Source organism: Streptomyces sp. NPDC087440 (genome assembly GCF_044744005.1).
Classification (GTDB): domain Bacteria; phylum Actinomycetota; class Actinomycetes; order Streptomycetales; family Streptomycetaceae; genus Streptomyces.
In genome coordinates, this window is sequence record NZ_JBIUXN010000003.1 from 406,408 (window position 1) to 429,544 (window position 23,137).

A 23,137-nucleotide genomic window follows, 5' to 3' on the forward strand; every position below is an offset into this window, starting at 1 on the left:
GACGAGGCCGCGTCGTTGCGGCCGAGGTGTCTGGAAGTCAACTCGCGTGCCGCCATAGCGTCAAGGAGTAAACCCTTAACGAGATGACAACGGTGCCACTCGTTATCTAAGTGAAGGCAGGAGCCGAACGCTGGTCTGTACCAAGCGAGTTGACCGCCTGCGCCGCGTGCGCGCCGTCCAAGAGGGTCGAATCCCCCATTTCACTCAGTACCAGCGCCAGCGCGCCCAGCACCTCCGCCCGTCCGCCGAGCGCACCGGGCAGCACGCTCACGTGCCGTGCCGCGCTGGGGATCGCGTACCTGGAGACCGAGTCGCGGATCGGCCCGAGCACCAGCTCGCCGGAGTCCGCGAGATCGCCGCCGAGGACGACCCGGCTGGGGTTGAGGAGGTTGCAGAGGTTGGCGACGCCGCTGCCGATGTGACGGCCGACGTCGGCGATCACCCGGCGGCAGCCCGGGTCGCCCTCGCGGGCGAGCTGCACGACCCGCTCCATGGTCAGGTCGGGGCCGTGCGAGGGCATCAGCAGCGGCAGCACGTACCGGGCGGCCGTGAAGGTCTCCAGGCAGCCCCGGTTGCCGCAGCGGCACACCGGGCCGGACTCGTCGAGCGTGATGTGCCCGATCTCGCCCGCGGTGCCGCCGGGTCCCCGGTAGACGCGGCCGTCTATCACCAGCCCGGCGCCGACGCCGCTGGCGACCTTGATGTACGCCAGGTCGCGCACGCCGCGTCCGGCGCCCCAGACGAGTTCGCCGAGCGCCCCGAGGTTCGCGTCGTTGTCGACGTACACCGGAACGCCGAGCCGGGCGGAGAGCTCCTCGCTCGGGTTGATGCCCTGCCAGCCCGGCAGGATCGCGGTGGAGCCCAGGCGCCCGGACTCCACGTCGATCGGTCCCGGTACGCCCAGGCCCACCCCGATGACCTTGTCCTGGCTGATTCCGGTCGCCTCGATGAGGCGCTTCACCAACTGCTCGGCGCGGTCGAAGCCCTGCGCGGCCGAGGCGTCGACGTCCAGCGGCTCGGACTCCTCGGCGAGCACCTGGTGGGCCAGGTTCCCGACCGCCACCCGCAGATGGGTGTGGCCGAAGTCGACGCCGATGACCACGCCCGCGTCGCCGCTGAGCGAGACGCTGCGGGCCCGGCGGCCGCCCGCCGAGGTGGGGGTGACCTCGACCGTTCCGCCGTCCTTGAGCTCGCGCACGATGTTGGAGACCGTGGCGGCGGAGAGCCCGGTGCTTCTCGCGATCTCGGCCTGGGTCAGCGAGCCCGCCATGCGCACCGCGCGCACGACCCGCTCCAGATTGGCCCGGTGCAGAGACGTCTGCGACCCCGGAGTCTCCATCGACTCATCCACTCCCGATCCTGTCGGGCAGCGCGACGGCTGCCCGCTCCGGGGCCACGACCGTGGGGCCCCGCCGTTCTTCCAACATGTGAACCCTAAGCAGAGACTTTCCCGCCCACTCCCGTCAAGGCCTGGACCGAAGAGGGGCGAGATCACGCCGAAGCGCCCGCCGACGGGGGTCGGCGGGCGCTTCGTACGGCGGGACGGGGTCCGGTGGCCACTTCGTCCGGTGGCTACTTCACCGACCCGGCGGTCAGTCCGGAGACCACGTGCCGCTCGATGAAGGCGAACAGGATGATCACGGGGACGATCGCGACGACGGACGCGGCGAAGAGGTAGTTCCACTGCACCGTGTACGCGCCGATGAAGTTGTTGATGCCGACGGTGAGCGGCTGGCTGGCCGGGTCGGTGGTCAGGGTCAGGCCCATCGCGAACTCGTTCCACGTCGTGATGAACGTGAAGATGAGCGCGGTCACCACACCGGGCAGCGCCAGCGGCAGCGTCACCCGGATCATCGCGCCGAAGCGACTGGTCCCGTCCACCATGGCCGCCTCCTCCAGCTCCGCCGGGATGGAGCCGATGTAGGCGGTCAGGATCCACACCGCGAAGGCCAGGTTGAAGGCCGCGTTGGTGATGATCAGCGTCCAGACCGAGTTGAGCATGCCCAACTGGTAGAACTCGCGGTACAGACCGATCAGCAGCGCGGTGGGCTGGAACATCTGGGTGACCAGCACGAGCAGCAGGAAGATCTTCCGCCCGCGGAACTTCATCCGCGCCGTGTAGTACGCCGCCGGCAGCGCCACCAGCAGGACGAGCAGCGTGGCACCGCCCGCGACCAGCAGCGTGACCTGGAGGTTCTGCCCCAGCTCGGACTGTTTCCAGACCTCGATGAAGTTCGACCACTCGAAGTCGCTGGGCAGGTAAGTACGGTCGCGCAGCTCCGACTTGGGCCGCAGCGCCGTAATGATCATTTCGAGGTACGGGGCGAGGAAGAGCGCGGCCAGACCCCAGGCCACCACGGCGATGACCAGCGTGCGCGGCCGGAACGCACGCTTCGGGGGCTTGCCGGAGGGGACCTGCGTCTTCGACCGGGCGGCCGTAGCGGTGGCCATCAGTCCTCCTCGTTCCAGCGGCTGACCTTCAGGAAGATCAGCACGAGCACCACGACCAGGGCGAAGTTGACGACCGACATGGCCGCCGACTCACCGATGTCGGTCTCCTTCAGCTTGTACATGAACACCATCGAGGTGGACGTGTCGTAGCCCGGACCGCCCTGGGTCATGGCCCAGATGATCGGGAAGGAGTTGAAGACGTTGATCAGGTTGATGACGACGCCGATGAGGAACGCCGGACGCAGCATCGGCAGGGTGATGTACCGGTACGTCTGCCAGGTGCCCGCGCCGTCGATGCGCGAGGCCTCGTACACCTCGCCCGGGATGGTCTGGAGCCCGGCCAGCAGGGTGTACGTCGTGAACGGCAGCGACACGAAGATCGCGACCGCCATCATCCACGGCCAGGCGGTGGAGGACTCGCCCAGCCAGTCCTGCGGCCCGTCGATGAGGCCGAGGTCGATCATCACGGTGTTGAGCACGCCGGCGGTCTGGTTGAGCATCCACTTGAAGCCGATGGCCGTCATCAGCACGGAGGCGGCCCACGGCGCGATGAGCGCCCAGCGGGTGATCGTGCGGCCGGGGAACTTCTGGTTGAACAGCTGGGCGAGGGCCAGCGAGATGAGCATCGTGAAGGCGACGACGACGACCGTCCAGATGACCGTCCAGATCAGGACGGAGCCGAGGTCGGTCTCCTCGAAGAGCTTCTTGTACTTGTCCGTCCCGGCGCTGCCGCGCACCTTGCCGGAGATGGAGATGTTGAGGAACGAGGTGCGGACCAGCTCGACGACGGGCCAGACGACCACGAAGAGGATCAGCAGGATGACGGGCGCTATCCAGGGCAGCGGGCCGAGCCTGGCCAGTCCGCTGCGGCGGCTCACCGGCCTGGGGGCGCGCCCGCCCCGTCCCCCGCCGGTGGCGGCGGGGGACGGAGGGGCCTTGAGTGACACGGTTTCTCCTGGGAGGGAGTGCGAGGAGAGGAGTGCGGGGTACGAAGCCGAACGGGCCGCTGGGGCGCGTTACTTGAACGGGCCGCTGGGGCGCGTTACTTGACGGCCTTCGCCGCTTCCTCGGCCTTCTTCTGGAGGTCGTCCAGGACCGTCTTCGGGTCGTCGCTGGCCGCCTTGCCGCCGGTCTTCTTGATCTCGGCGGACACGACGTCCCAGGAGGTGTCGTTGACCGGGTAGAACTTGGCCGTCGGGAGCGCCGCGAAGAAGTCCTTCAGCTTGGCGTTCTTCGGGTCGGCCTGCATGGCCTCGGCGGCGTCCGTGGTGACGGGGATGAAGTTGTACATCGACGCGAACTTCACCAGGTTGTCCTTGGTGTAGGTGAAGTCGAGGAACTTCTTCACCGCGTCCTTGCCGGCCTTGCCGTCCTGGAAGGCCATCGTCCAGTCGCCGACGCCGAGGGTGGACTCCAGCGGGCCCGTCTTGCCCGGGATCTTCGCCATCCCGTACTCGACCTTGCCGTCCTCGGCCATCTTGATGACGCTCGGGTGGCCGTTCATCATGCCGACCTTGCCCGCCGCGAAGTCGGCGAAGGCCGTCTTGCGGTCGGTGGAGGCGGGGTTGGGGTAGGTCAGGCCGGGCTTGACCAGGTTGTCCTGGAGCCACTTGAACGTCTCGACGTTCTGGGCGCTGTTGATCGTGTACTTCCCGGCGTCGTCCTTGTAGCCGCCGCCGTTGCCCATCTCCCACATCAGGGTCTCGCCCTGGGTCTCCTCGGGGCCGAGCGGGAGGGCGTAGGGGATCTCCGCGGCCTTCTTCTCCTTGAGCTTCTTCGCCGCGTCGGCGACCTCGGCCCAGGTGGTCGGGGGCTTGGTGATGCCGGCGGTCGCGAACGCCTTCTTGTTGTAGAAGAACGTACGGGTGGAGGCGACCCACGGCATGCCGTACGCGACGCCCTTGACCTCGCCCGCCTTGGCGAAGCCCGGCGAGAGGTTGGCCTTGGTCTTGGGCGACATGACGTCGTCGACCTTGTAGAGCAGGTCGTCGGCGACCTTGTCGGCGTAACCGCCGGTCTGCAGGATGTCGGGCACGTTGCCGGACGCGATCATCGTCTTGACGGTCTTGTCGATGTCGGTCCAGTTGATGACCTGGACCTCGACCTTGTAACCGGAGTTGGCGGCCTCGAAGTCCTTGGCGACCTTGTCCCAGAACGGCTTGGAGGCGTCGGCCGCGGTGGTGCCGTAGTCGGCCGCGACCACCTTGATGGTCTTGCCGCCCTTGGCGTCGTCGCCCCCGCCGCCGTCACCGTCGCCACCGCAGGCGCTCAGCCCCAGTGCCATCACGAGCGTTGCCGCACCGGTGGCGATAACCCGATTCCTCATGCTTCCAACCCTTCGACATCAGCGTCGACTTGCTGCCTTCACCGGAGGTCGGCCCCCGGACCACCGGCCGGGTGAAGATCTCCCCCGCAGCGCCGTGGCACGGACACTACTCACGCCCCGCGAAGGCGCAATAGGTTTAGACCACTTTCGTGTCCAAGCCGAAACCAACGTTCAACAGGGTTCTTGAAGAAGTCACTTGGGGTACTTCCGACGTCACACGAGGTGCCGTCCGGTTACCCGAGGTACGCCTCGACTCCCCGGTGCCCCCGGCTACTTGAGGGCACCCGCGGTCAGGCCCGCCTGCACCTGCCGCTGGAAGACCGCGTACACGACGAGCACCGGCACCATGGCGATGGTCAGGCCCGCGAAGAGCGCGCCCCAGTCGCCCCGGTAGCCCTGCGCGACCGCCAACGAGGCGAGGCCCTGCGGGAGTACGTAGCTGGACTCGTTCTCGTTGTTGAGGAGGAGCGGCAGCAGGTACTGGTTCCACTGGCCGAGGAAGTTGAAGATGCCGATGCTCACCAGGCCGGGCTTGGCCATCGGCAGCATGATCTGGAAGAAGGTCCGGGTGTGCGAAGCGCCGTCCACCATGGCCGCCTCCTGCACGCCGGTGGGCAGCGTGCGGAAGAAGGAGGTCAGGAAGAAGGTGGTGAAGGGCAGCGAGTAGGCGACGTACGCGATGATCAGCCCGAGGCGGGTGTCCAGCAGCTGGAAGTTCTCCATGACCGCGAACAGCGGGACCAGCGCCAGGATGACCGGGAACATCATGCCGCCCGCGAACAGCAGGAAGACGGCCTTGTTGCCGGGGAAGGTGAACCGGGCGATGACGTACGCGGCCATCGAGCCCAGCAGCATGGTGCCGGTCAGCGAACCCGCCAGGATGATCAGCGAGTTGAGGGCGTACTGCCCGATGTGTGCCTGTGTCCACGCGTTGGCGAAGTTCGCCCAGTGGAAGGACGAGGGCAGCCCCATCGGGTCGTTGAGGATGTCGGACGAGGTCCGGAAGGCGGTGACCGCGACCCAGATCAGCGGGCCCGCGGCCATCAGCGTCCACAGGACCAGGAAGGCGTGCGAGAAGACGTTGAGGGTGCCGCCGCCCTCCTTGACCTTGATCTGCTCGGCCTTGGACTGACGGGTCTTGGCAAGTGTGCTCGTGCTCATGACGTGGTCTCCCCCGCTCCTAGTATTCGATCCGGTCGCGGTTGCCGATCCGCATGACGATCAGCGAGAACACCACGCTGAGCAGGAGGAGGACGACGCCGATGGCGGTCGCGTAGCCGAACTGGCCCTCACGGAAGCGCTCGTAGAGGAAGACCGGGGTCACCTTCATGGCGTGCGAGGGCATCATCACCAGCACGATCGCGAAGGAGTCCAGGGCCTGGATGCCCATGTAGACCCAGCCGGTGCGCACGGTGTCCCAGATCAGCGGGAGCGTCACCTTGAAGAAGGTGGTGCCCCGGCCCGCCCCGTCGAGCAGGGCCGCCTCGTAGATGTCCTTGGGGATGCCGCCCATGGCCGCCGAGAAGAGCACGACGTAGAAGCCGACGAAGCTCCAGCAGATCACGGTGAGCACGGCGATCAGCGCGAGGCCGTACTCGCCGCCGAGCCAGGCGGGGCCCTTGATGCCGACCAGGTCCAGACCGCCGTTGACCAGACCGGCGTTGGTGTTGAAGACCCGGCCCCAGACCACCGCGATGATGGCGACCGAGAGGACCTGCGGGAAGAAGTACACGACCTTGTAGAGCGAGGAGCCCGCGACGCCCGAGATGGCCTGGCCCTTACGGTGCCTGCCGCCCGCGGTGATCATGTACGCGAAGAAGATGCCGAGGACGAGCGTGACGACCGGGGCGATCACCAGCAGGGTCAGGCTGGTGGTCGTGGAGTCCCAGAACCGTTCGTCCTCCCACATTTTGACGAAGTTGTCGAAGCCGATGAAGTTGGCTATCGGCCCGCCCGACCAGTCCGTGAGCGAGTAGTAAATCGCCTGCACGAAGGGCGAGATGACGAATATCGCGTAGAAGGCCAGCGGAATCGCCAGGAATCCCGCGATGAAACGGTATTTGTCGAGCGTCCGGTACCTCCGGTCGTACCGGACACTCATCGGTGTGAATCGGGGCGGCAGAAGTATCGCCGCGAAGAACAACAGCCGGTTGGGAGGCTTCGCCGCCCGCTTCTCGATACTCATGCCGCTCCGATTTTCACCCGTTGCGCTCAACTAGCGGTGTTTCAGGCCGTCTTGCTCGACGTTTCAGGCCTTCTTGATCTTCGTGATGTCGGGGTCCTTGGCCACCCGGTCGGAAGCCTTCTGCATGATGTCGAGGGCTTCCTTGGTGCCGATGCGCCCCATCATGAAGTCGCCCATCACCTTGTCGTAGTCGGCGGTGAACAGCTCGCCGTACCACTCCTTCCAGAAGGGGATGACGATGTTGTCGCCGGCCGCGGTGATGGCCTTCTGGGAGCTGTCGGTGCCCGGCGGCAACTTCATGCCGTCGATGGCGCCCTTCAGCGCGGGGATGCCGCCGGTCTCCTTGAAGAGGTTGATGGACGCTTCCTTGCTGTACATCATCCGCATCCACTCCAGACCGCCCTGTACGTTCGCGGCCTTGGCCGGGACGATGAAGGGCTCGCCGGGCGGCGAGTACAGCGTGCCGAAGGGCAGCTTGTCACCGGAGGAGAGCGACGGGGTGGCACCGACGGTCATGCCGAAGCCCGCCGGGGTGGTGTCCTTGGCCTCGTTCTCCACCCAGGAGCCGTTCGGCACGAAGACGCACTTGCCCTTGGTCCAGGCGGTCTGCATCTCGGTGTGGGCCTGCGGGCCGTCGAAGCCGGTGAGGACGTACTTCTTGGCGACGAGCTCCTCGAACGCCTCGAAGACGGACTTCACGGCGTCGCTCTTCCAGCAGTTCGGCTCCAGGTAGTCCATCGCCTCGACGGTCTCCCGGCCGCCGACCTGCGCGAACATCGCGTACATCGAGAAGAGCATGTAGCGCGGGTGGCCGCCCGGGTAGCTCCAGCCGTGGATGCCCTTGTCCTTGGCCTTCTTGCAGACGGCCAGCATCTCGTCCCAGGTCTTGGGGTACTGGGACTCCAGGGTCTCCTCCAGCATCCGCTGGGAGTACCAGTTGCCGTACACCGTCATGGCGATGTTCAGCTGGTAACAGCCCTTGGTGCCGAAGGCGCCCATGGACTGCATCGCCGGGTAGAGGCTGTCGCGGACGGTGACGGACGGGTTGTCCCAGGAGGGGGCGTCCAGCATCTCGGTGAAGTCGGCGACCTGCTTGTTGGTCACCAGCTTGCCGATGTTCATCTGGTCGGCGCCGGAGTTGTTGATGACGTCCGCCGCCGGGTTGCCCCGGACGATCTTCGGCTGGAGCTGGGTGGCGATCTTCTCCGTGGCCTTCTGGTCGACCTTCGCCTTGGGGTGGTTCTTGGCGTACATGTCGGACACGAACTGGGCGTACTTGTCCTTGTATCCGCCGTTGAAGATGTACACCGCGAGTGCGGCGTCCTCCTTCACCCCGAGCGGGTTCTTCTTGGACTTCTCGCCCTTCTGGGGCTTCTCGTCCGTGCCGCCTCCACCGCCGGCGGCACAGGAACTCAGTGCGCCGATTCCGGGCAGCGCGAGCAGGCTCGCGGCCGCGGTCCGCTTCAGCACATCACGACGATTGACGTTGGTGGGTCCCATGCTCAAGTCCTCGCCTTCTCCAGGACTCAGGCGGTGTACCGGTACGCCCCCGTAAGGAATTCGCCTACGGCGAAGGGCCCCGCCACCGCGGTCAGCTGACTTGAATGACTCGTGGACACAACTCTTGGACACAACTCTTGGACAACTGCGTGCCCGCCGAATGGCGCTGCGTCCGGTTTCCCGGCCGTGCGGCGTTCCCGGTCGTGCGGACGCCGATAGGTATAGTCCAGTTCCCGCCAACTGGGCAAGATCGTAAGCAAGGTTGACCGGGCATCTTTCCCGAGTTGAGACCTCTTGGATATCCCCGCGCACATTTGTCCAACTGGCGCCTCCCCAACATCCTTGACATCACTGGATACTTGGCTCACAACTGAGAGCACCTGAACGTATGACAACGTTGTCGGATGGGAAGGAAGCACCAGGATGCAGACCGGAACCCGTCGCACCAGACGCACCCGGGGCAAACGCCCCAGAGGCATCACGGCGGCGCTCGCCTGTCTCGCGGCGAGCGCCCTGTCGGTGACACTGCTCGCCCCGTCCGCCACTGCCCGGCCGCAGCAACCCGGGCCCGTGACACGGACGTTCAGCTCCTCCTTCGAGGCGGGCGAGCCCGCACCCGCCTGGCGGGACACCGTCGAGACCGACGCCCGGGGCCGCAAGAAGTCCTCCGGCGTCGACGGCGGCGAGTCGCCCGGCATCCCGGGCAATGTCACCGACCGGGTGACCGGCCTGCGGGCCAGCGCCGAGAACGCGGCGGGCGGCGAGGTCAAGGAGAACCTGATCGACGTCACGCCGGGCAGCAAATGGCTGGCGTTCGTGCCGGTCGGCTGGGTGGAGTTCGACTTCGACGCGCCGACCAAGGTCGTGACGTACGCCCTCACCTCGGCCAACGACCACGCCGAGCGCGACCCGAAGGACTGGACGCTGGAGGGCTCGGCCGACGGCAAGGCCTGGACGACGCTGGACAGCCGGAAGGGCGAGACCTTCGCCTCCCGCTTCCAGACCAAGACGTACGACGTCGCCAACGACACCGCGTTCGCGCACTACCGCCTGAACATCACCGCGAACGGCGGCGGATCGATCCTCCAGCTCGCGGACGTTCAGTTCTCGAACGGGGACACCTCGACGCCCACCCCCGAGGACATGCGCACCCAGGTGGACCGGGGCCCGTCGGGCTCCCCCACCGCCAAGTCCGGCGCGGGCTTCACCGGCAAGCGGGCGCTGCGCTACGCGGGCACGCACAAGCCGGGCGGCCGGGCGTACTCGTACAACAAGGTCTTCGACGTGAACACGAGGATCGGCCGGGACACCGAGCTGTCCTACCGCGTCTTCCCCCAGCTCCCCTCCGGCGACAAGGGCGCGGACCTCTCCTACCCCGCGACCAACGTCGCCGTGGACCTCGCCTTCACCGACGGCACCTACCTGAGCGATCTGCGCGCCCTCGACCAGCACGGCGCGGTGCTCTCCCCGCAGGGCCAGGGCGCCTCCAAGACGCTGTACGCGAACCAGTGGAACCACAAGGCCTCGCGGATCGGCGCGGTCGCGGCCGGAAAGACCGTCGACCGGATTCTCGTCGCGTACGACAACCCGAAGGGCCCGGCGGAGTTCCGCGGCTGGATCGACGACGTACGGATCGCGGAGAAGGCACCGGAGAAGAAGCTCGACCGGCTCTCCGACTACGCGCTCACCACGCGCGGCACCCACTCCAGCGGCTCCTACTCGCGCGGCAACAACATCCCGGCGACCGCCGTCCCGCACGGCTTCAACTTCTGGACGCCAGTGACGAACGCGGGTTCCACGAGCTGGCTGTACGACTACGCGCGCGGCAACAACGCCGACAACCTCCCCACCCTCCAGGCCTTCAGCGCCAGCCACGAGCCGAGCCCCTGGATGGGCGACCGGCAGACCTTCCAGCTGATGCCCTCGGCCGTCCCCGGCACCCCGGACGCCACCCGCACCGCCCGCGCGCTGCCCTTCCGCCACGAGAACGAGACGGCGAAGCCGCACTACTACGGCGTACGGTTCGAGAACGGCCTGCGCACCGAGATGACGCCGACCGACCACGCGGCGATGATGCGCTTCACCTTCCCCGGCGACGACGCGAGCGTCATCTTCGACAACGTCTCCAACGACGGCGGCCTCACCCTCGATGCCGCCACCCGTTCCTTCACCGGTTTCTCCGACGTGAAGAGCGGCCTCTCCACGGGCGCGACCAGGCTCTTCGTGTACGGCGTCTTCGACGCGCCGGTGACCGCGAGCGGGAAGCTGAGCGGCGGCGGGGGCGCGGACGTGACCGGCTTCCTGCGCTTCAAGCCCTCCGACCGGAAGCAGGTCACCCTGCGCCTGGCCACCTCCCTGATCAGCGTGGACCAGGCGAGGGCGAACCTGGCGGACGAGATCCCGGCGGGCTCCCGCTTCGAGGGCGTCCGTGACCGCGCGCAGGACGCGTGGGACCGCATCCTGGGCCGCGTCGAGGTCGAGGGCGCGAGCCACGACCAGCTGACCACCCTCTACTCCAGCCTGTACCGGCTCTACCTCTACCCCAACTCCGGCCACGAGAAGGTGAACGGCAGGACCCGGTACGCGAGCCCCTTCTCCCCGCAGACCGGCCCGGACACCCCGACCCATACCGGCGCGAAGATCGTCGACGGGGAGGTCTTCGTCAACAACGGCTTCTGGGACACCTACCGCACGACCTGGCCCGCGTACTCCTTCCTCACCCCGAAGACGGCCGGCCGCCTGGTCGACGGCTTTGTGCAGCAGTACAAGGACGGCGGCTGGATCTCCCGCTGGTCCTCCCCCGGTTACGCGGACCTGATGACCGGCACCTCCTCCGACGTCGCCTTCGCCGACGCGTACGTCAAGGGCGTCGACTTCGACGCGAGCGCCGCGTACGAGGCGGCCCTCAAGAACGCCACCGTCCTGCCGCCCTTCTCCGGCGTCGGCCGCAAGGGCATGGACACCTCACCCTTCCGGGGTTACGCCTCGACCGAGACCCACGAGGGACTGTCCTGGTCCCTGGAGGGCTACCTCAACGACTACGGCCTCGCCAGGATGGGCGAAGCCCTCTACCAGAAGACAAAGAAGCCCCGCTACAAGGAGGAGTCGGCGTACTTCCTCAACAGGGCCCAGAACTACGTGAAGCTGTTCGACGCCAAGGCCGGCTTCTTCCAGGGCCGCGACCTCAAGGGCGACTGGCGCGTACCTTCCGCGTCGTACGACCCCCGTGTCTGGGGCTACGACTACACCGAGACCAACGGCTGGGGCTACGCCTTCACCGCCCCGCAGGACAGCCGGGGCCTGGCCAACCTCTACGGCGGCCGGTCCGGCCTGGGCAAGAAGCTGGACACCTACTTCTCCACCCCCGAGACCGCGTCCCCCGAGTTCGCGGGTTCGTACGGCAGCGTCATCCACGAGATGACCGAGGCGCGTGACGTACGGATGGGCATGTACGGGCACTCCAACCAGGTCGCCCACCACGCCACGTACATGTACAACGCGGCCGCCCAGCCGTGGAAGACGCAGGCCAAGGTGCGCGAAGTCCTCTCCCGCCTCTACACGGGCAGCGAGATCGGCCAGGGCTACCACGGCGACGAGGACAACGGCGAGCAGTCGGCCTGGTACCTCTTCTCCGCGCTCGGCTTCTATCCGCTGGTCATGGGCAGCGGGGAGTACGCGGTCGGCTCGCCCCTCTTCACCAAGGCGACCGTGCACCTGGAGAACGGCCGCACCCTGACCGTCCGCGCCCCGAAGAACAGCGCCACGAACGTCTACGTCCAGTCCCTGAAGGTCAACGGCCGCGCCTGGAACTCCACCGCGCTCCCCCACGACCTCCTCGCCCGGGGCGGCACCCTGGACTTCGCGATGGGCGACCGGCCGTCGGCCTGGGGTACGGGCCGGGGCGCGGCTCCGGTCTCGATCACCCGGGACGACAAGGTGCCGACGCCGCGCACGGACGCCGTGACCGGCACGGGCCCGCTCTTCGACAACTCCTCCGTCACGGAAGGCCAGTTGGCGCCCGCCACGGACCTCCCGGTGGCGGGACCGACCCGCGCCCTCCAGTACACCCTCACCTCCTCGGACCGTACGAAGGCCCCGGCGGGCTGGGTCCTGGAGGGCTCGCAGGACGGCACCACGTGGACGGCCCTGGACCGACGCTCGGGCGAGTCCTTCGCCTGGGACCGCCAGACGCGGGTCTTCACGCTCGCCCGACCCGGAACGTACGCGCACTACCGGCTGGTGCCGGCCGGTGCGGGTGCCGCGACGGTGGCGGAGGTGGAGCTGCTGTCGTGAGAGGGTGACGCTCGGGTAGCGGGGAGGGCAGATCCGTTCCAGAATCCGCCCTCCCCGCACGCATACCGCGGGCAGCACGCCTCCGGTTGCTCGATGCCTCACTGTCGCTCCGCCGTCGAGGTCACCAACCGGACGTCAGGACAACAGGGCTTCCGAAGGTGCCGTTCCCCTTCCCACGCCACATACGCAGTTCCCCGGTGCCGTCGTTCCGGGCGATGAGGTCGGCTTTGCCGTCCCCGTCGAAGTCGGACGCCGTTGTCTGGGTAAAGTCCCAGCCGCCGGTCACCTGAACCGGTGCGTTGAAGTGGCCCGCCGGGTTGTGCGTCCAAAGCTTCAGGATTCCAGCGCCGTCCCGGGCGATGATGTCTGCCTGCTTGTCGCCATTGAAGTCGGCGGCGACCGTCTGCGTAAATTCCCAGCCACCCGTCAATTTCACAGCCACCCCGAATGTTCCGTTCCCACGTCCTTTCCACAGGTTCAGATTTCCCCCCTCACCGCGCGCGATCAGATCGACTTTCCCGTCACCATCGACATCGGCTGCGGCCGTCTGTGTGAAGTCCCAGCCTCCGGTCACCTGGACCGGCGAGAGGAACGTTCCATCCCCCCGGCCCGCCCAGAGCTTCAGGTTGCCGGAAGAGTCACGACCGATGAGGTCCGCCTTCGCATCACCCGTGATGTCGGCGATGGCGTTCTGTGAGAAGCCACGCCAACCACCTGTCACCTTCACCGGGGACGAGAAACTGCCGCCCTTCCCTCCCTTCCACAGCTTCAGCTCCCCGGAGGCGTCTTCTCTCGCCAGGAGGTCGCCCACGCCGTCGCCGTTCACATCCCCACCGCTTGTCTGCGACATCTTGACGGAGACTTCCCGGCCGCCACGCAGCAGCGTTTCGGCGAGTATGCGTGACCCGTTGTCATTGAAGTGGAGGTGGTCATCACCGGCGTTGTAGGTAGCGCTGGAGAGCTGATTCGGTACATCAGGGTCGCGGGTGGCGAGGTCGAAGTCCACGACTCCATCGAACTCGGCGCTCTTTCGGATGAAGGAGTTCACCTGCTGCCGGACGTTCTCCTTCACATCCGTGTAGGAGGGATACCCGTCGAATGCCGGTATGGTCGCCATGATCACCCGGATTCCCCGGGCCTTCGCCTTACGGGCAATCTGGGTAAGTGCGTCCTGGACAGCGGCACTTGACGCGTTGTCCAGCGCGATGTCGTTGATTCCTTCGTACACCACCACGGTCCGCACGTTGGTCTGTCCGAAGACATCCCGTTCCAGTCGACTCAGAGCGCTCGGCCCCGACTGGTCACTGCGGTCGATCAGCAGCCGATTGCCGGAGATACCGGCATTGACCACGCCGGACGTCGGGCTCGTTCTGTTCAGGGCAGCCGCGTAGATGTCCGGCCACCGACGGTTCTGGTCCTTGGTGGAATGTGCCCCGTCCGTCTGCGAGTCCCCCAGTGCCACCACTGTCCCGATGTCCGCCGTAGTGGCCACGTCGATGCCACTGAGCAGGGTCCAGAAGGAGAACGTACCCGGATATGCGGAACCGCCGATGTCGGTGGTGCGGTCACCGGCCAACCGACTGCTGGTGTACGAAGTCGTCAACGCGTATGAATGAACGGGAGCATACGTGACCGGGTCTGGGAGATACACACTGACAAGAAGATTCTTCTCTGCGGTCACGGAAGCAGTCACCGTGTCGCTCAGTATCTCCCCACCTGCGGGAATGACTACTTCGCGCTTCCCTGCGAAGGTGAGTGAGACCGGAGGGCTTGCGGCCTCCGCACCCGCTTTCTGCGGAGCCACAGTGACGTGACCGAGCCGTACGGGTTTCGGGGAAAAGGTGTTGGAGAATTTCAAGCGGACTTTCTCGCCGCCGAGATGCGGGTTGACGACCATCCGCAGGGTCTGTTGTGCCCAGTCGGGGGACTGGGGAACCTTGGGCGCGGAACCGAAGGACGTGGCCCAGCTTCCCGCCCAGTAGTCTCCTGCCACCGCCCGGGAAGGAACATCCAGGGACTCCGCATGCGCACGAGGAAGGCCTGACAGGGGGAGAATTCCGGCTGCCAGAAGAAAGCCCAGCATGAGCGCCATGCTGGTCCTGCCGAACGTTGTTCGCAAGTAACTCAAAGAGCATCCTGTCTGGAAATTGCCGCCCGGTGTGGTGGCCGGGCGGCAGGACGTGGATTCAGCGAAGCGGGTAGATCACCAGCCACCGGTCAGCACGGAGGCCGCACCGAAGGTTCCGTTGCCCCGACCGGCCCAGATCTTCAGATTCCCGGTCTCGTCATCACGGGCAATCAGATCCGCCTTCTGGTTCCCGTCGAAGTCGGCCGCCGTGGTCTGCGAGAAGTCCCAACCACCCGTCACCTGAACCGGCGCATTGAAATACCCACCCGCATTGTGCGTCCACAACTTCAGATTCCCCGAACCATCACGCGCCATGATGTCCGCCCGCTTGTCACCATTAAAATCAGCGGCAACCGTCTGCGAGAAATTCCAACCACTCGACAGCTTCGACGGCGCACCGAACTTCCCGTCACCACGCCCCGCCCAGATATACAAATCAGCCGACGCATCACGCCCGATCAGATCGACCTTGCCATCACCATCAAAATCAGCGGCAGCCGTCTGCGTGAAGTTCCAACCAGCCGTCACCTGCGTCGCCGCACCGAACGTGCCATTCCCACGCCCCGCCCACAACTTCAGATTCCCCGAACCATCACGGGCCAGGAGATCCGCCTTCCCGTCACCCGTCACATCCCCAGCAATCGTCTGCGAGAAATTCCAACCGCCCGTCACCTGAACCGGCGCATTGAAATACCCACCCGCATTGTGCGTCCACAACTTCAGATTCCCCGAACCATCACGCGCCATGATGTCCGCCTGCTCGTCACCATTAAAATCAGCGGCAACCGTCTGCGTGTGGACGGGGGATGGACGGTGGTCCTCCGGATACGGGTCGGCCTTGTCCGTCGCAAGACCTGTTCCGGGAGAACAGGACCAGGCACGCGCACCCTGGTCCTTGAGGATCTTCTCCGCTATGAGGATCTGCTGCTTCTTGGACGCCAGGTCGGGGCGATCCGCATAGGCAGTCCCCCCGTAGCTTCGCCAGTTGGCAAGGTTAATCTGCAACCCGCCGTAGTAAGTACCGCTGGAATCAATGATGCTCCAGTTCCCCCCGCTCTCACATTTCGCCACCTTGTCCCACGTCGAGACCGACGCGGCCTGAGCCTCCGCGGTGGTGAATGTCAGCAGCGCGGAACAGGCCACGAGCGTGAAAAGGGTGCCACGTTGAGTTCTCTTGGAGTAAGACATGCGAGGTTCCTTCACAGGGTAGTGATGACCGTCCTGCCGCCCGGTGTGGTGGCCGGGCGGCAGGACGTGGATTCAGCGAAGCGGGTAGATCACCAGCCACCGGTCAGCACGGAGGCCGCACCGAAGGTTCCGTTGCCCCGACCGGCCCAGATCTTCAGATTCCCGGTCTCGTCATCACGGGCAATCAGATCCGCCTTCTGGTTCCCGTCGAAGTCGGCCGCCGTGGTCTGCGAGAAGTCCCAACCACCCGTCACCTGAACCGGCGCATTGAAATACCCACCCGCATTGTGCGTCCACAACTTCAGATTCCCCGAACCATCACGCGCCATGATGTCCGCCCGCTTGTCACCATTAAAATCAGCGGCAACCGTCTGCGAGAAATTCCAACCACTCGACAGCTTCGACGGCGCACCGAACTTCCCGTCACCACGCCCCGCCCAGATATACAAATCAGCCGACGCATCACGCCCGATCAGATCGACCTTGCCATCACCATCAAAATCAGCGGCAGCCGTCTGCGTGAAGTTCCAACCAGCCGTCACCTGCGTCGCCGCACCGAACGTGCCATTCCCACGCCCCGCCCACAACTTCAGATTCCCCGAACCATCACGGGCCAGGAGATCCGCCTTCCCGTCACCCGTCACATCCCCAGCAATCGTCTGCGAGAAATTCCAACCGCCCGTCACCTGAACCGGCGCATTGAAATACCCACCCGCATTGTGCGTCCACAACTTCAGATTCCCCGAACCATCACGCGCCATGATGTCCGCCTGCTCGTCACCATTAAAATCAGCGGCAACCGTCTGCGAGAAGTTGAGCCGGACCCCGTCGGTTATCTTGTCGTAGCGTCTGGGGCTGAAGGTTCCGTGTCCCGCGAAGTAGGGATAGTCCACCGTCCGGTGAACGGCTCCGACACTTCCAGCCTGTTCGTACGCGTCGTACTTGGTGTGTTCCGCGTTGGCCCACCCGTTGAAGATGACGACATGCCCACTGGCGCCCGAATTCGGGTTGAGCAGGATGTCACCGGGCTTCAGGGACTCCTTACTGATGGACGAGGTGAAGTTCAGCAGAGTACCGGTCGTCTCGCCGTAGTTGTTGGCCGAGGACGACGGGAGATTCCAGGCCATCGACACGAATCCGGAACAGTCGGTGCGGTAGCGCCCGTTCTCGTCGGTGCGGTAACTGGTCATGCTGTACGGCACCTTGGCTGCGACCCAAGTCTTCGCGCGGGAAATCACGTCCGCCCTGCTTATCTCGCCGCCGGCGGCGGCATCGGCGGCCCGAGCCACGGCCGAGCCGGTCGGCGAGGCTGCGTCCAACTGGTCCTTGGTGGCGGTCGTCGGATGGGGAACGGTCGGGGTGAAGGGCGTGATCGTCGCGGTGTCGGCCACCGGTCCGAGCCTGGCCGCGTCCTTCGTCACGGGCGGGACGGCCGCCGCGCCGGCCGGGGCTGCCGAACCGGCCAGCAGGGAGGCGACGGACGCGGCCAGCAGCACCGCGGTCACGGACGGCATACGCCGACGGATTTGAGGCATGGGAGTCTCCAAATACGGGGGCTGTCAGGCCCGTTGGAAAAGCTGGAGGAACGCACGGCGAGTCGACGGCGGTGTTCGCGATGCCGGCCCGTCAGAGCGGGTCGACGCTGAGACCGTGCACGCCGATGTGCGTGCGGACCCGTGTCAGAAGTGCACGCGCCTGGAGCAGTGCAAGGGCGTCGCTCTGTGCGCGTAGAAAGAGAAAGACGTCCAGGTGTTGTTCGTGGGGGCGCGTAGTGATGTGCTCCAATCCGACGCCGGCAGAGGCGTGCGCCCATAGCAGGTCGCGAACGAGATCGGCGGTGTTTTCCAGAATCTTTAGTGACTCAGTGGACCGAAGGGATGCTTGTACCACCCTCAATGGCGGTCAGTCCCAACCGATGACGTTCACCTCGCCCGGCGCGGAGTCCTGTGCGAGGAAGTGTCCTTCTGTCGCCACCCCTACGGAGTCCCAGCCGATCACTGCGCCGGAGTCGGCCTGGGCCGTTGACGTCGCGCCACCCGTGAGCAGGGCAGTGAAGAAGAGCGCTGCAACCAGTCGGTGTACCGAGGCCCTGGACATGGTTCTCCCCCGTGGAATGCACGAATGTGGATGTACCCGGAATCACCGGTGCGAAATTCGGGCGCGTTCTTACGAATTGCCCCGCTCTGCCTTGCTGTCCGCTGATCAACATCCTGCTGCGCGCCGGAGCAGGACGGAAGTAGATTGAGCTGTCACCAAGCTGCCTGGCACTTTGATGTCTCAACAGGTCGCTTGTACGGCTCCTGCCGGGCCCCGACAACAGCGCGGGGGGACTTCTCGAAATGTTTGCCAGGGGGGCAATAGGTGTTGGAGGTTCTGGGGCTCGCCCCACACGTCGAAGCGGTCTATAGAGGAATGCTCGATTTCTCCGCGGAGGGTGTCGTCGAACTCAGCACTCGACTCGGCCTCAAGGAGAGCGAAGTGAGGGACGGCTTGGACACCCTCGTGGAGATGGAGTTGCTCAAGCCGTCGCGGGACGCTCCGGGCTCCCTTCGGGTGGTCAGCGTCCAAAGAGGTATCGAAGTGCTCTTGCGTCGGCAGGAGGAAGCACTGATACGACGCCAGGCCGATCTGGCTCGCAGCAAGGCAGCGGCAGCGGGCGCCGTCAGGGAGTACGCCGCCTTGCGGCCGAACACCGTGTCGGACGGCACGGAGCGACTTGTCGGGCTGGATGCCATCCAGGCTCGGCTGGAGACGCTCACCTGCGAGCTCGGGGAGGAGTGCCTCTCCATCATGCCCGGCGGAGCCCAGTCGAAGGAAAGCCTGGAGGCCTCCCGCCCGTTGGACGAGGAAGCCATGAGTCGTGGGGTGCGGATGCTCGCCGTCTACCAGGAGTCCGCACGCAACGATTCTGCGACCCTCGGCTACGCCCGGTGGACGGCTGAGCGAGGGGGACAGGTCCGCACCAGCCCCTTACTCCCCCCTCGCTTGCTGATATTCGATCGCACTGTCGCGGTGGTACCCATCGATCCGGCCAACTCGCGTCTGGGGGCCTTGTGCACCCGCGCTCCCGGCATCGTGGCCTCACTCGTCGCGCTCTTCGAACAGACGTGGGCGGCTGCGGTCCCGTTCGGCACCGACCTCGAGCCCGTGCCGGAGGGAGGACTCAGTCCCACCGAGCGCGAACTGCTGAAGTTGCTGGGTTGCGGGATGACGGACGAGGCCGCGGGCAAGAAGCTGGGGATCTCCTTGCGAACGGTGCGCCGCCAGATGTCGGGGCTGATGGAGAGGCTGCACGCCAGCAGTAGGTTCGAGGCGGGTCTGAAGGCGGCACAGTCAGGCTGGTTGTAGAAGCGGCAACCTACCCCGTGCATGCAGTGAGGCTCCCGCTCCGTGGAGCGGGAGCCTCACTGCATGCACACGCCGGACCTCACTGACTCAGTCAGGAACCATGGCCCTTCGCGTGCGCAGTCGCCCGGGTTCCCGCCCAGGCCTCCCAGAGTGCGGCGTACCGGCCCCCGGCCGTGCGGAGTTCGTCGTGGGTGCCGGTCTCGACGACGCGGCCCGCGTCCAGGACGACCACGCGGTCGGCGGTGGCCGCCTGGGTGAGGCGGTGCGCGACGATGAGCGCGGTGCGGCCCTCGACGGCGCTCGCGGCGGCCTTCTCCAGGGCGCGCGCGCCGGTGCTGCCCGCCTCGGCCGTGGCCTCGTCGAGGATGGCGACCGGCGGGTCGGCGAGGACCAGGCGGGCCAGTGCCAGGGACTGGGTCTGGGCGCTGGTGAGCCGGTGGCCGCCGTCGCCGACGACCGTGCCGAGCCCGTCGGGAAGCGCTTCGACCCAGGTCAGGGCGTCCACCCGGGTGAGGGCTTCGCGCAGTTCGGCGTCGCTCGCGCCGGGGCGGGCGAGCCGCAGGTCCTCGGCGAGGGGCCCGGAGAAGACGTGGGTCTCCTGGGTGACCAGGGCGATCGCGCGGCGCACCGCGGCCGGGCCGAGGTCGGTGAGCTCGGCTCCGCCGAGGCGGATCGTTCCGGCACGGGGTTGGTGGATGCCCGCGATCAGCTTGGCGAGCGTGGTCTTGCCCGCGCCGCTCGCGCCGACCAGGGCGACCTTCTCGCCGGGGGCCAGGGTCAGGTCGATGCCGTGCAGGACGGGGTGGCCGTTGTCGTACGCGTGGGACAGGCCGGTGACGGTGACCGAGGCGTCGCGCGCGGTGGCCGGGCGGGACGGCTCCTCGGGGAGCGGGAGGTCGGCGACGCCGACGATGCGGGAGAGGCCCGCGGTGGCCTTCTGGGCGTCGTCGAGGAGGACGAGGGCCGCGTTGATCGGGCCGAAGAGGCTGTGGAAGTACAGGGCGGCGGCGGTCGCGGTGCCGAGCGTGGCGGAGCCGTCGCGGACCAGCCAGTACCCGACGCCGAGCACCCCGGCCAGGCCGATGAACTCGCCGACGTGCAGCCGGCAGTAGAAGCTGAGGACCAGCTTCACGCCCCGCATGGTGACGTCGACGGCCGCCCGGGAGCGGGTGGTGACGCGTTCGGTGTGTGCCGTCTCCAGCCGCAGGGCGCGCACGGTGGTGGCCCCGCCGATGGTGGCGAGCAGCTGCTGCTGGAGCTTGCCGGTGACGACGCGCTGCTCGGCGTACAGGGGGACGGCCCCGCGCACGTACCAGCGCGCGGTGTACGCCTGGACGGGCACGGCGAGCAGGGCGGCCACCAGGAACCGCCAGTCGAGGAGGGCCAGCGCACCGAAGGTCAGCACGATGGCGACGACCGAACGCGCCAGCTCGGGCAGCGCGGAACGCACCGCGTCCGCGACCAGCGAGACGTCGCCCGTCACGCGGACGGTGAGGTCGCCGGACCCGGCGCGCTCGACGCGCTCCAGCGGCAGTCCGAGCACCCGTTCGACGAAACGTTCCCGCAGTCGGGCGAGAACGGTCTCGCCCAGCTTCGCGATCCGCGAGACGCCGAAGCCGGTGAGCAGGCCCTGCACGACGGCGACCACGACGAGCAGCAGCACGACACCGGTGATCGCGTCGACCTTCCGGTCCGCCGCGAGGTCGACGATCCGGCCCAGCAGCGGCTGCGTGAACAGCCCGACGGCGGTCGCGACGACGAGCGTCCCGAAGCCGCCGAGGGCCAGGAGGCGGTGCGGGCGGGCGAGTTCGCGCACGGCGGCCCGGGTGCGGGCGGGCGTGGCGACGGGCAGCAGCCCGGAATCCTGGGGAGCGCTGGTCATGAGAGCACCGCCGTGCGGTAGGAGTCGTACCGGTCGAGGAGGTCGGCGTGCGCGGCCGTGTCGGTCACGCGCCCGCCTTCGAGGAAGAGCACCCGGTCGGTGACCGCGAGCAGGGCCGGGCTGGTGGCGACCACGACGGTGGTACGTCCCTGCCGGATGGCCCGCACCCCGGCGGCGATCCGGGCCTCGGTGACCGCGTCGACGGCGGTGGTGGGGTCGTGCAGGACGAGCACGGGCGGTTCGGCGGCGAGCGCGCGGGCCAGGGCGACGCGTTGGCGCTGGCCGCCGGAGAGGGAGCGGCCGCGTTCGGTGACGGGGGTGGCGGTGCCCTGCGGGAGGGTCTCGGCGACCTCGTCGGCGCCGGAGGCGGCGAGCGCGGGGCCGAGGTCGCGTCCTGCGGGTGCGGCGGCGGCGATGTTCTCGGCGAGGGTGCCTTCGAAGAGGTCGGCGTCGTGGTCGGCGACGAGGACGGCGGTGCGTATGCGGGCCGGGTCCAGTTCCGTGAACGCGACGCCGTCCAGGGCGACGGCCCCGCTGTCCGGGTCCCCGCGCCGCCCGAGGCAGCTGAGCAGGGCGGTGGCGTCGGCGGCGTCGGGGGCGACGACGCCGAGCAGCTCGCCGGGCGCGGCGTCGAGGTCGACCCCGTCGAGGCTCCCGAGGCGGACGCGCTCCAGGCGGAGGTGCCCGGCGGGGGCGGCTTCGGACTCCGTACGGTCCGATTGCGTACGGTCCGGTTCGGTACGGTCCGATTCCGTACGGGAGGAATCTGCGCGGGAGGAGGCTCCGGCACCCACGGCGGGCTCCGCGCCGAGTACCTCCGCGATGCGGGCCGCCGAGGCGCGGCCCTGGGCGAACTTGGCGGCGATCCAGGACATGCCCGAGAGCGGGCCGAGGAGGAAGAGGGCGAGGCCGACCGCCGAGACGAGTTCGCCGATGCTGATGTCGCCGCTCGCGGCGAGCCGCCCGCCGACGTACGCGACCAGGGCGATGAAGACCCCGGTGAGCATCAGGATCACCGCACCCTGCCAGGCCTGGGCCCGTGCCGCCCCCAGCGTCGCGGTGAGCGCGTCGCGGCTGGTGGCCCGGTAGCGGGCGAGGGCCGCGGCCTCCGCGCCGATGCCCTTGAGCACCCGTAGGCCCGCGACCAGGTCGGCGGCGGTGCCCGAGGCGTCCGCCGCGCTCTCCTGCTCGCCGTGGCTGCGCCGCTCCAGCGGCTTGCCGAGGAGGTTGCCGAGCCAGAGCAGCAGCGGGGTGCCGAGCAGCACGACCAGCCCGAGCGGAATCGATATCCGGACCAGGACGACGGCGCTGACGAGGACGGCGGTGAAGTTCGCGACGCCCACGATCGACGCCATCGAGACGAGCCCGACCCGTCGGGCGTCCTCGGTGGCGATGCTGGTCAGCGCACCCGGCAGCCGTCCTTCGTCGGCACCGCCGTGCGGGTCGACGACCCGGGCGACGAGCTGGACGCGCAGTTCGTGCGCGGCCTTCTCGGCGGCGCGCTCCCAGGCGCGGGCGCCGAAGCGGAAGCTGTACGACAGGACGACGTACAGGGCGGCGAGCGCACCCAGCCACCACAGCAGCAGGCCCCCGTCGCTCCGGCCGACCGCACGGTCGACGACCAGGCCGATGACGACGGGCACGAGGGCCTCGGCCGCCTGGTGCGAGGCGCCCAGCACGCTGCCGAGCGCGAGCTCGCGCCGCTGCCCGGCGAAGGAGCGCCTGAGTACGTCTCGTCCCGTCAGGACCGTGCGTCCCGGGAGGTCCGTCGCCCCCGCTGTTTTCCTGCGCATGTGCCGCCTCACTCGAAAAGCCCAGGTAAGGCTAGCCTAAGAG

General features: G+C 67.4%; 15 protein-coding genes. 2 read left to right on the forward strand and 13 right to left on the reverse strand.

What is annotated here, in order from left to right; all coding sequences use genetic code 11:
• Positions 1-106: 106 nt before the first annotated feature.
• From ACIO3O_RS10025 to ngcE, 7 genes are all read right to left on the reverse strand, one after another.
• Positions 107-1,339, reverse strand: coding sequence for an ROK family protein (locus tag ACIO3O_RS10025; RefSeq protein WP_401744160.1), 1,233 nt, complete (start codon positions 1,337-1,339; stop codon positions 107-109).
• Between the two features lie 233 nt (positions 1,340-1,572).
• Entirely contained in the window at positions 1,573-2,451 is an 879-nt protein-coding gene (locus tag ACIO3O_RS10030) for a carbohydrate ABC transporter permease (protein WP_401744162.1), read from the reverse strand.
• Positions 2,451-3,398 (reverse strand): carbohydrate ABC transporter permease, encoded by a 948-nt coding sequence (locus ACIO3O_RS10035; RefSeq protein WP_401744163.1) that lies wholly within the window; start codon positions 3,396-3,398, stop codon positions 2,451-2,453. The genes ACIO3O_RS10030 and ACIO3O_RS10035 overlap by 1 nt, the downstream gene beginning before the upstream one ends.
• A 95-nt stretch (positions 3,399-3,493) precedes the next feature.
• Entirely contained in the window at positions 3,494-4,777 is a 1,284-nt protein-coding gene (locus tag ACIO3O_RS10040) for an extracellular solute-binding protein (RefSeq protein ID WP_401744165.1), read from the reverse strand.
• 270 nt (positions 4,778-5,047) lie between these two features.
• The gene (locus ACIO3O_RS10045) at positions 5,048-5,938 is read right to left on the reverse strand and encodes a carbohydrate ABC transporter permease (RefSeq protein WP_401744166.1); all 891 of its coding nucleotides are present in this window, start codon (positions 5,936-5,938) and stop codon (positions 5,048-5,050) included.
• A 19-nt stretch (positions 5,939-5,957) separates the two neighbouring features.
• Complete coding sequence (locus ACIO3O_RS10050; protein WP_401744168.1) at positions 5,958-6,962, reverse strand: carbohydrate ABC transporter permease; 1,005 nt, start codon at positions 6,960-6,962, stop codon at positions 5,958-5,960.
• Between the two features lie 63 nt (positions 6,963-7,025).
• A complete protein-coding gene (gene ngcE, locus ACIO3O_RS10055) occupies positions 7,026-8,462 on the reverse strand; it encodes an N-acetylglucosamine/diacetylchitobiose ABC transporter substrate-binding protein (protein ID WP_401744170.1) in 1,437 nt (478 codons plus the stop codon).
• A 423-nt stretch (positions 8,463-8,885) separates the two neighbouring features.
• On the opposite strand from ngcE, the gene ACIO3O_RS10060 reads away from it, so the two are divergent.
• Positions 8,886-12,755 (forward strand): GH92 family glycosyl hydrolase, encoded by a 3,870-nt coding sequence (locus tag ACIO3O_RS10060; protein WP_401744172.1) that lies wholly within the window; start codon positions 8,886-8,888, stop codon positions 12,753-12,755.
• Positions 12,756-12,876: 121 nt separating this feature from the next.
• On the opposite strand, the gene ACIO3O_RS10065 is transcribed toward ACIO3O_RS10060, so the two are convergent.
• From ACIO3O_RS10065 to ACIO3O_RS10080, 4 genes are all read right to left on the reverse strand, one after another.
• Complete coding sequence (locus tag ACIO3O_RS10065; protein ID WP_401744173.1) at positions 12,877-14,847, reverse strand: FG-GAP-like repeat-containing protein; 1,971 nt, start codon at positions 14,845-14,847, stop codon at positions 12,877-12,879.
• A gap of 111 nt (positions 14,848-14,958) precedes the next feature.
• Positions 14,959-16,071: an FG-GAP-like repeat-containing protein gene (locus ACIO3O_RS10070; RefSeq protein WP_401744175.1), complete on the reverse strand. Its 1,113-nt coding sequence runs from the start codon at positions 16,069-16,071 to the stop codon at positions 14,959-14,961.
• A gap of 89 nt (positions 16,072-16,160) precedes the next feature.
• Positions 16,161-17,576, reverse strand: coding sequence for an FG-GAP-like repeat-containing protein (locus ACIO3O_RS10075; RefSeq protein WP_401744176.1), 1,416 nt, complete (start codon positions 17,574-17,576; stop codon positions 16,161-16,163).
• Positions 17,577-17,973: 397 nt separating this feature from the next.
• On the reverse strand, positions 17,974-18,168 hold the full coding sequence (locus ACIO3O_RS10080) for a hypothetical protein (protein WP_401744178.1): 195 nt from the start codon (positions 18,166-18,168) through the stop codon (positions 17,974-17,976).
• A gap of 264 nt (positions 18,169-18,432) precedes the next feature.
• Between ACIO3O_RS10080 and ACIO3O_RS10085 the strand changes: the two genes are divergently transcribed.
• Positions 18,433-19,419, forward strand: a complete 987-nt coding sequence (locus tag ACIO3O_RS10085; protein ID WP_401744179.1) for a LuxR C-terminal-related transcriptional regulator — start codon at positions 18,433-18,435, stop codon at positions 19,417-19,419.
• Between the two features lie 91 nt (positions 19,420-19,510).
• Here the strand turns inward: ACIO3O_RS10085 and ACIO3O_RS10090 are convergent, their stop codons facing one another.
• Together ACIO3O_RS10090 and ACIO3O_RS10095 are read right to left on the reverse strand one after the other, a co-directional pair.
• On the reverse strand, positions 19,511-21,301 hold the full coding sequence (locus ACIO3O_RS10090; protein ID WP_401744181.1) for an ABC transporter ATP-binding protein: 1,791 nt from the start codon (positions 21,299-21,301) through the stop codon (positions 19,511-19,513).
• On the reverse strand, positions 21,298-23,094 hold the full coding sequence (locus ACIO3O_RS10095; RefSeq protein ID WP_401744182.1) for an ABC transporter ATP-binding protein: 1,797 nt from the start codon (positions 23,092-23,094) through the stop codon (positions 21,298-21,300). The genes ACIO3O_RS10090 and ACIO3O_RS10095 overlap by 4 nt, the downstream gene beginning before the upstream one ends.
• Between the last annotated feature and the right edge of the window lie 43 nt (positions 23,095-23,137).

What these genes read in the sequence shown, in the direction of transcription:
- ACIO3O_RS10025 (WP_401744160.1), bottom strand. Translation starts at nt 1,339, where the DNA reads ATGGAGACTCCGGGGTCGCAGACGTCTCTGCACCGGGCCAATCTGGAG.
- ACIO3O_RS10095 (WP_401744182.1), bottom strand. Translation starts at nt 23,094, where the DNA reads ATGCGCAGGAAAACAGCGGGGGCGACGGACCTCCCGGGACGCACGGTC.
- ACIO3O_RS10080 (WP_401744178.1), bottom strand. Translation starts at nt 18,168, where the DNA reads ATGTCCAGGGCCTCGGTACACCGACTGGTTGCAGCGCTCTTCTTCACT.
- ACIO3O_RS10030 (WP_401744162.1), bottom strand. Translation starts at nt 2,451, where the DNA reads ATGGCCACCGCTACGGCCGCCCGGTCGAAGACGCAGGTCCCCTCCGGC.
- ACIO3O_RS10090 (WP_401744181.1), bottom strand. Translation starts at nt 21,301, where the DNA reads ATGACCAGCGCTCCCCAGGATTCCGGGCTGCTGCCCGTCGCCACGCCC.
- ACIO3O_RS10045 (WP_401744166.1), bottom strand. Translation starts at nt 5,938, where the DNA reads ATGAGCACGAGCACACTTGCCAAGACCCGTCAGTCCAAGGCCGAGCAG.
- ACIO3O_RS10040 (WP_401744165.1), bottom strand. Translation starts at nt 4,777, where the DNA reads ATGAGGAATCGGGTTATCGCCACCGGTGCGGCAACGCTCGTGATGGCA.
- ngcE (WP_401744170.1), bottom strand. Translation starts at nt 8,462, where the DNA reads ATGGGACCCACCAACGTCAATCGTCGTGATGTGCTGAAGCGGACCGCG.
- ACIO3O_RS10060 (WP_401744172.1), top strand. Translation starts at nt 8,886, where the DNA reads ATGCAGACCGGAACCCGTCGCACCAGACGCACCCGGGGCAAACGCCCC.
- ACIO3O_RS10065 (WP_401744173.1), bottom strand. Translation starts at nt 14,847, where the DNA reads ATGGCGCTCATGCTGGGCTTTCTTCTGGCAGCCGGAATTCTCCCCCTG.
- ACIO3O_RS10070 (WP_401744175.1), bottom strand. Translation starts at nt 16,071, where the DNA reads ATGTCTTACTCCAAGAGAACTCAACGTGGCACCCTTTTCACGCTCGTG.
- ACIO3O_RS10050 (WP_401744168.1), bottom strand. Translation starts at nt 6,962, where the DNA reads ATGAGTATCGAGAAGCGGGCGGCGAAGCCTCCCAACCGGCTGTTGTTC.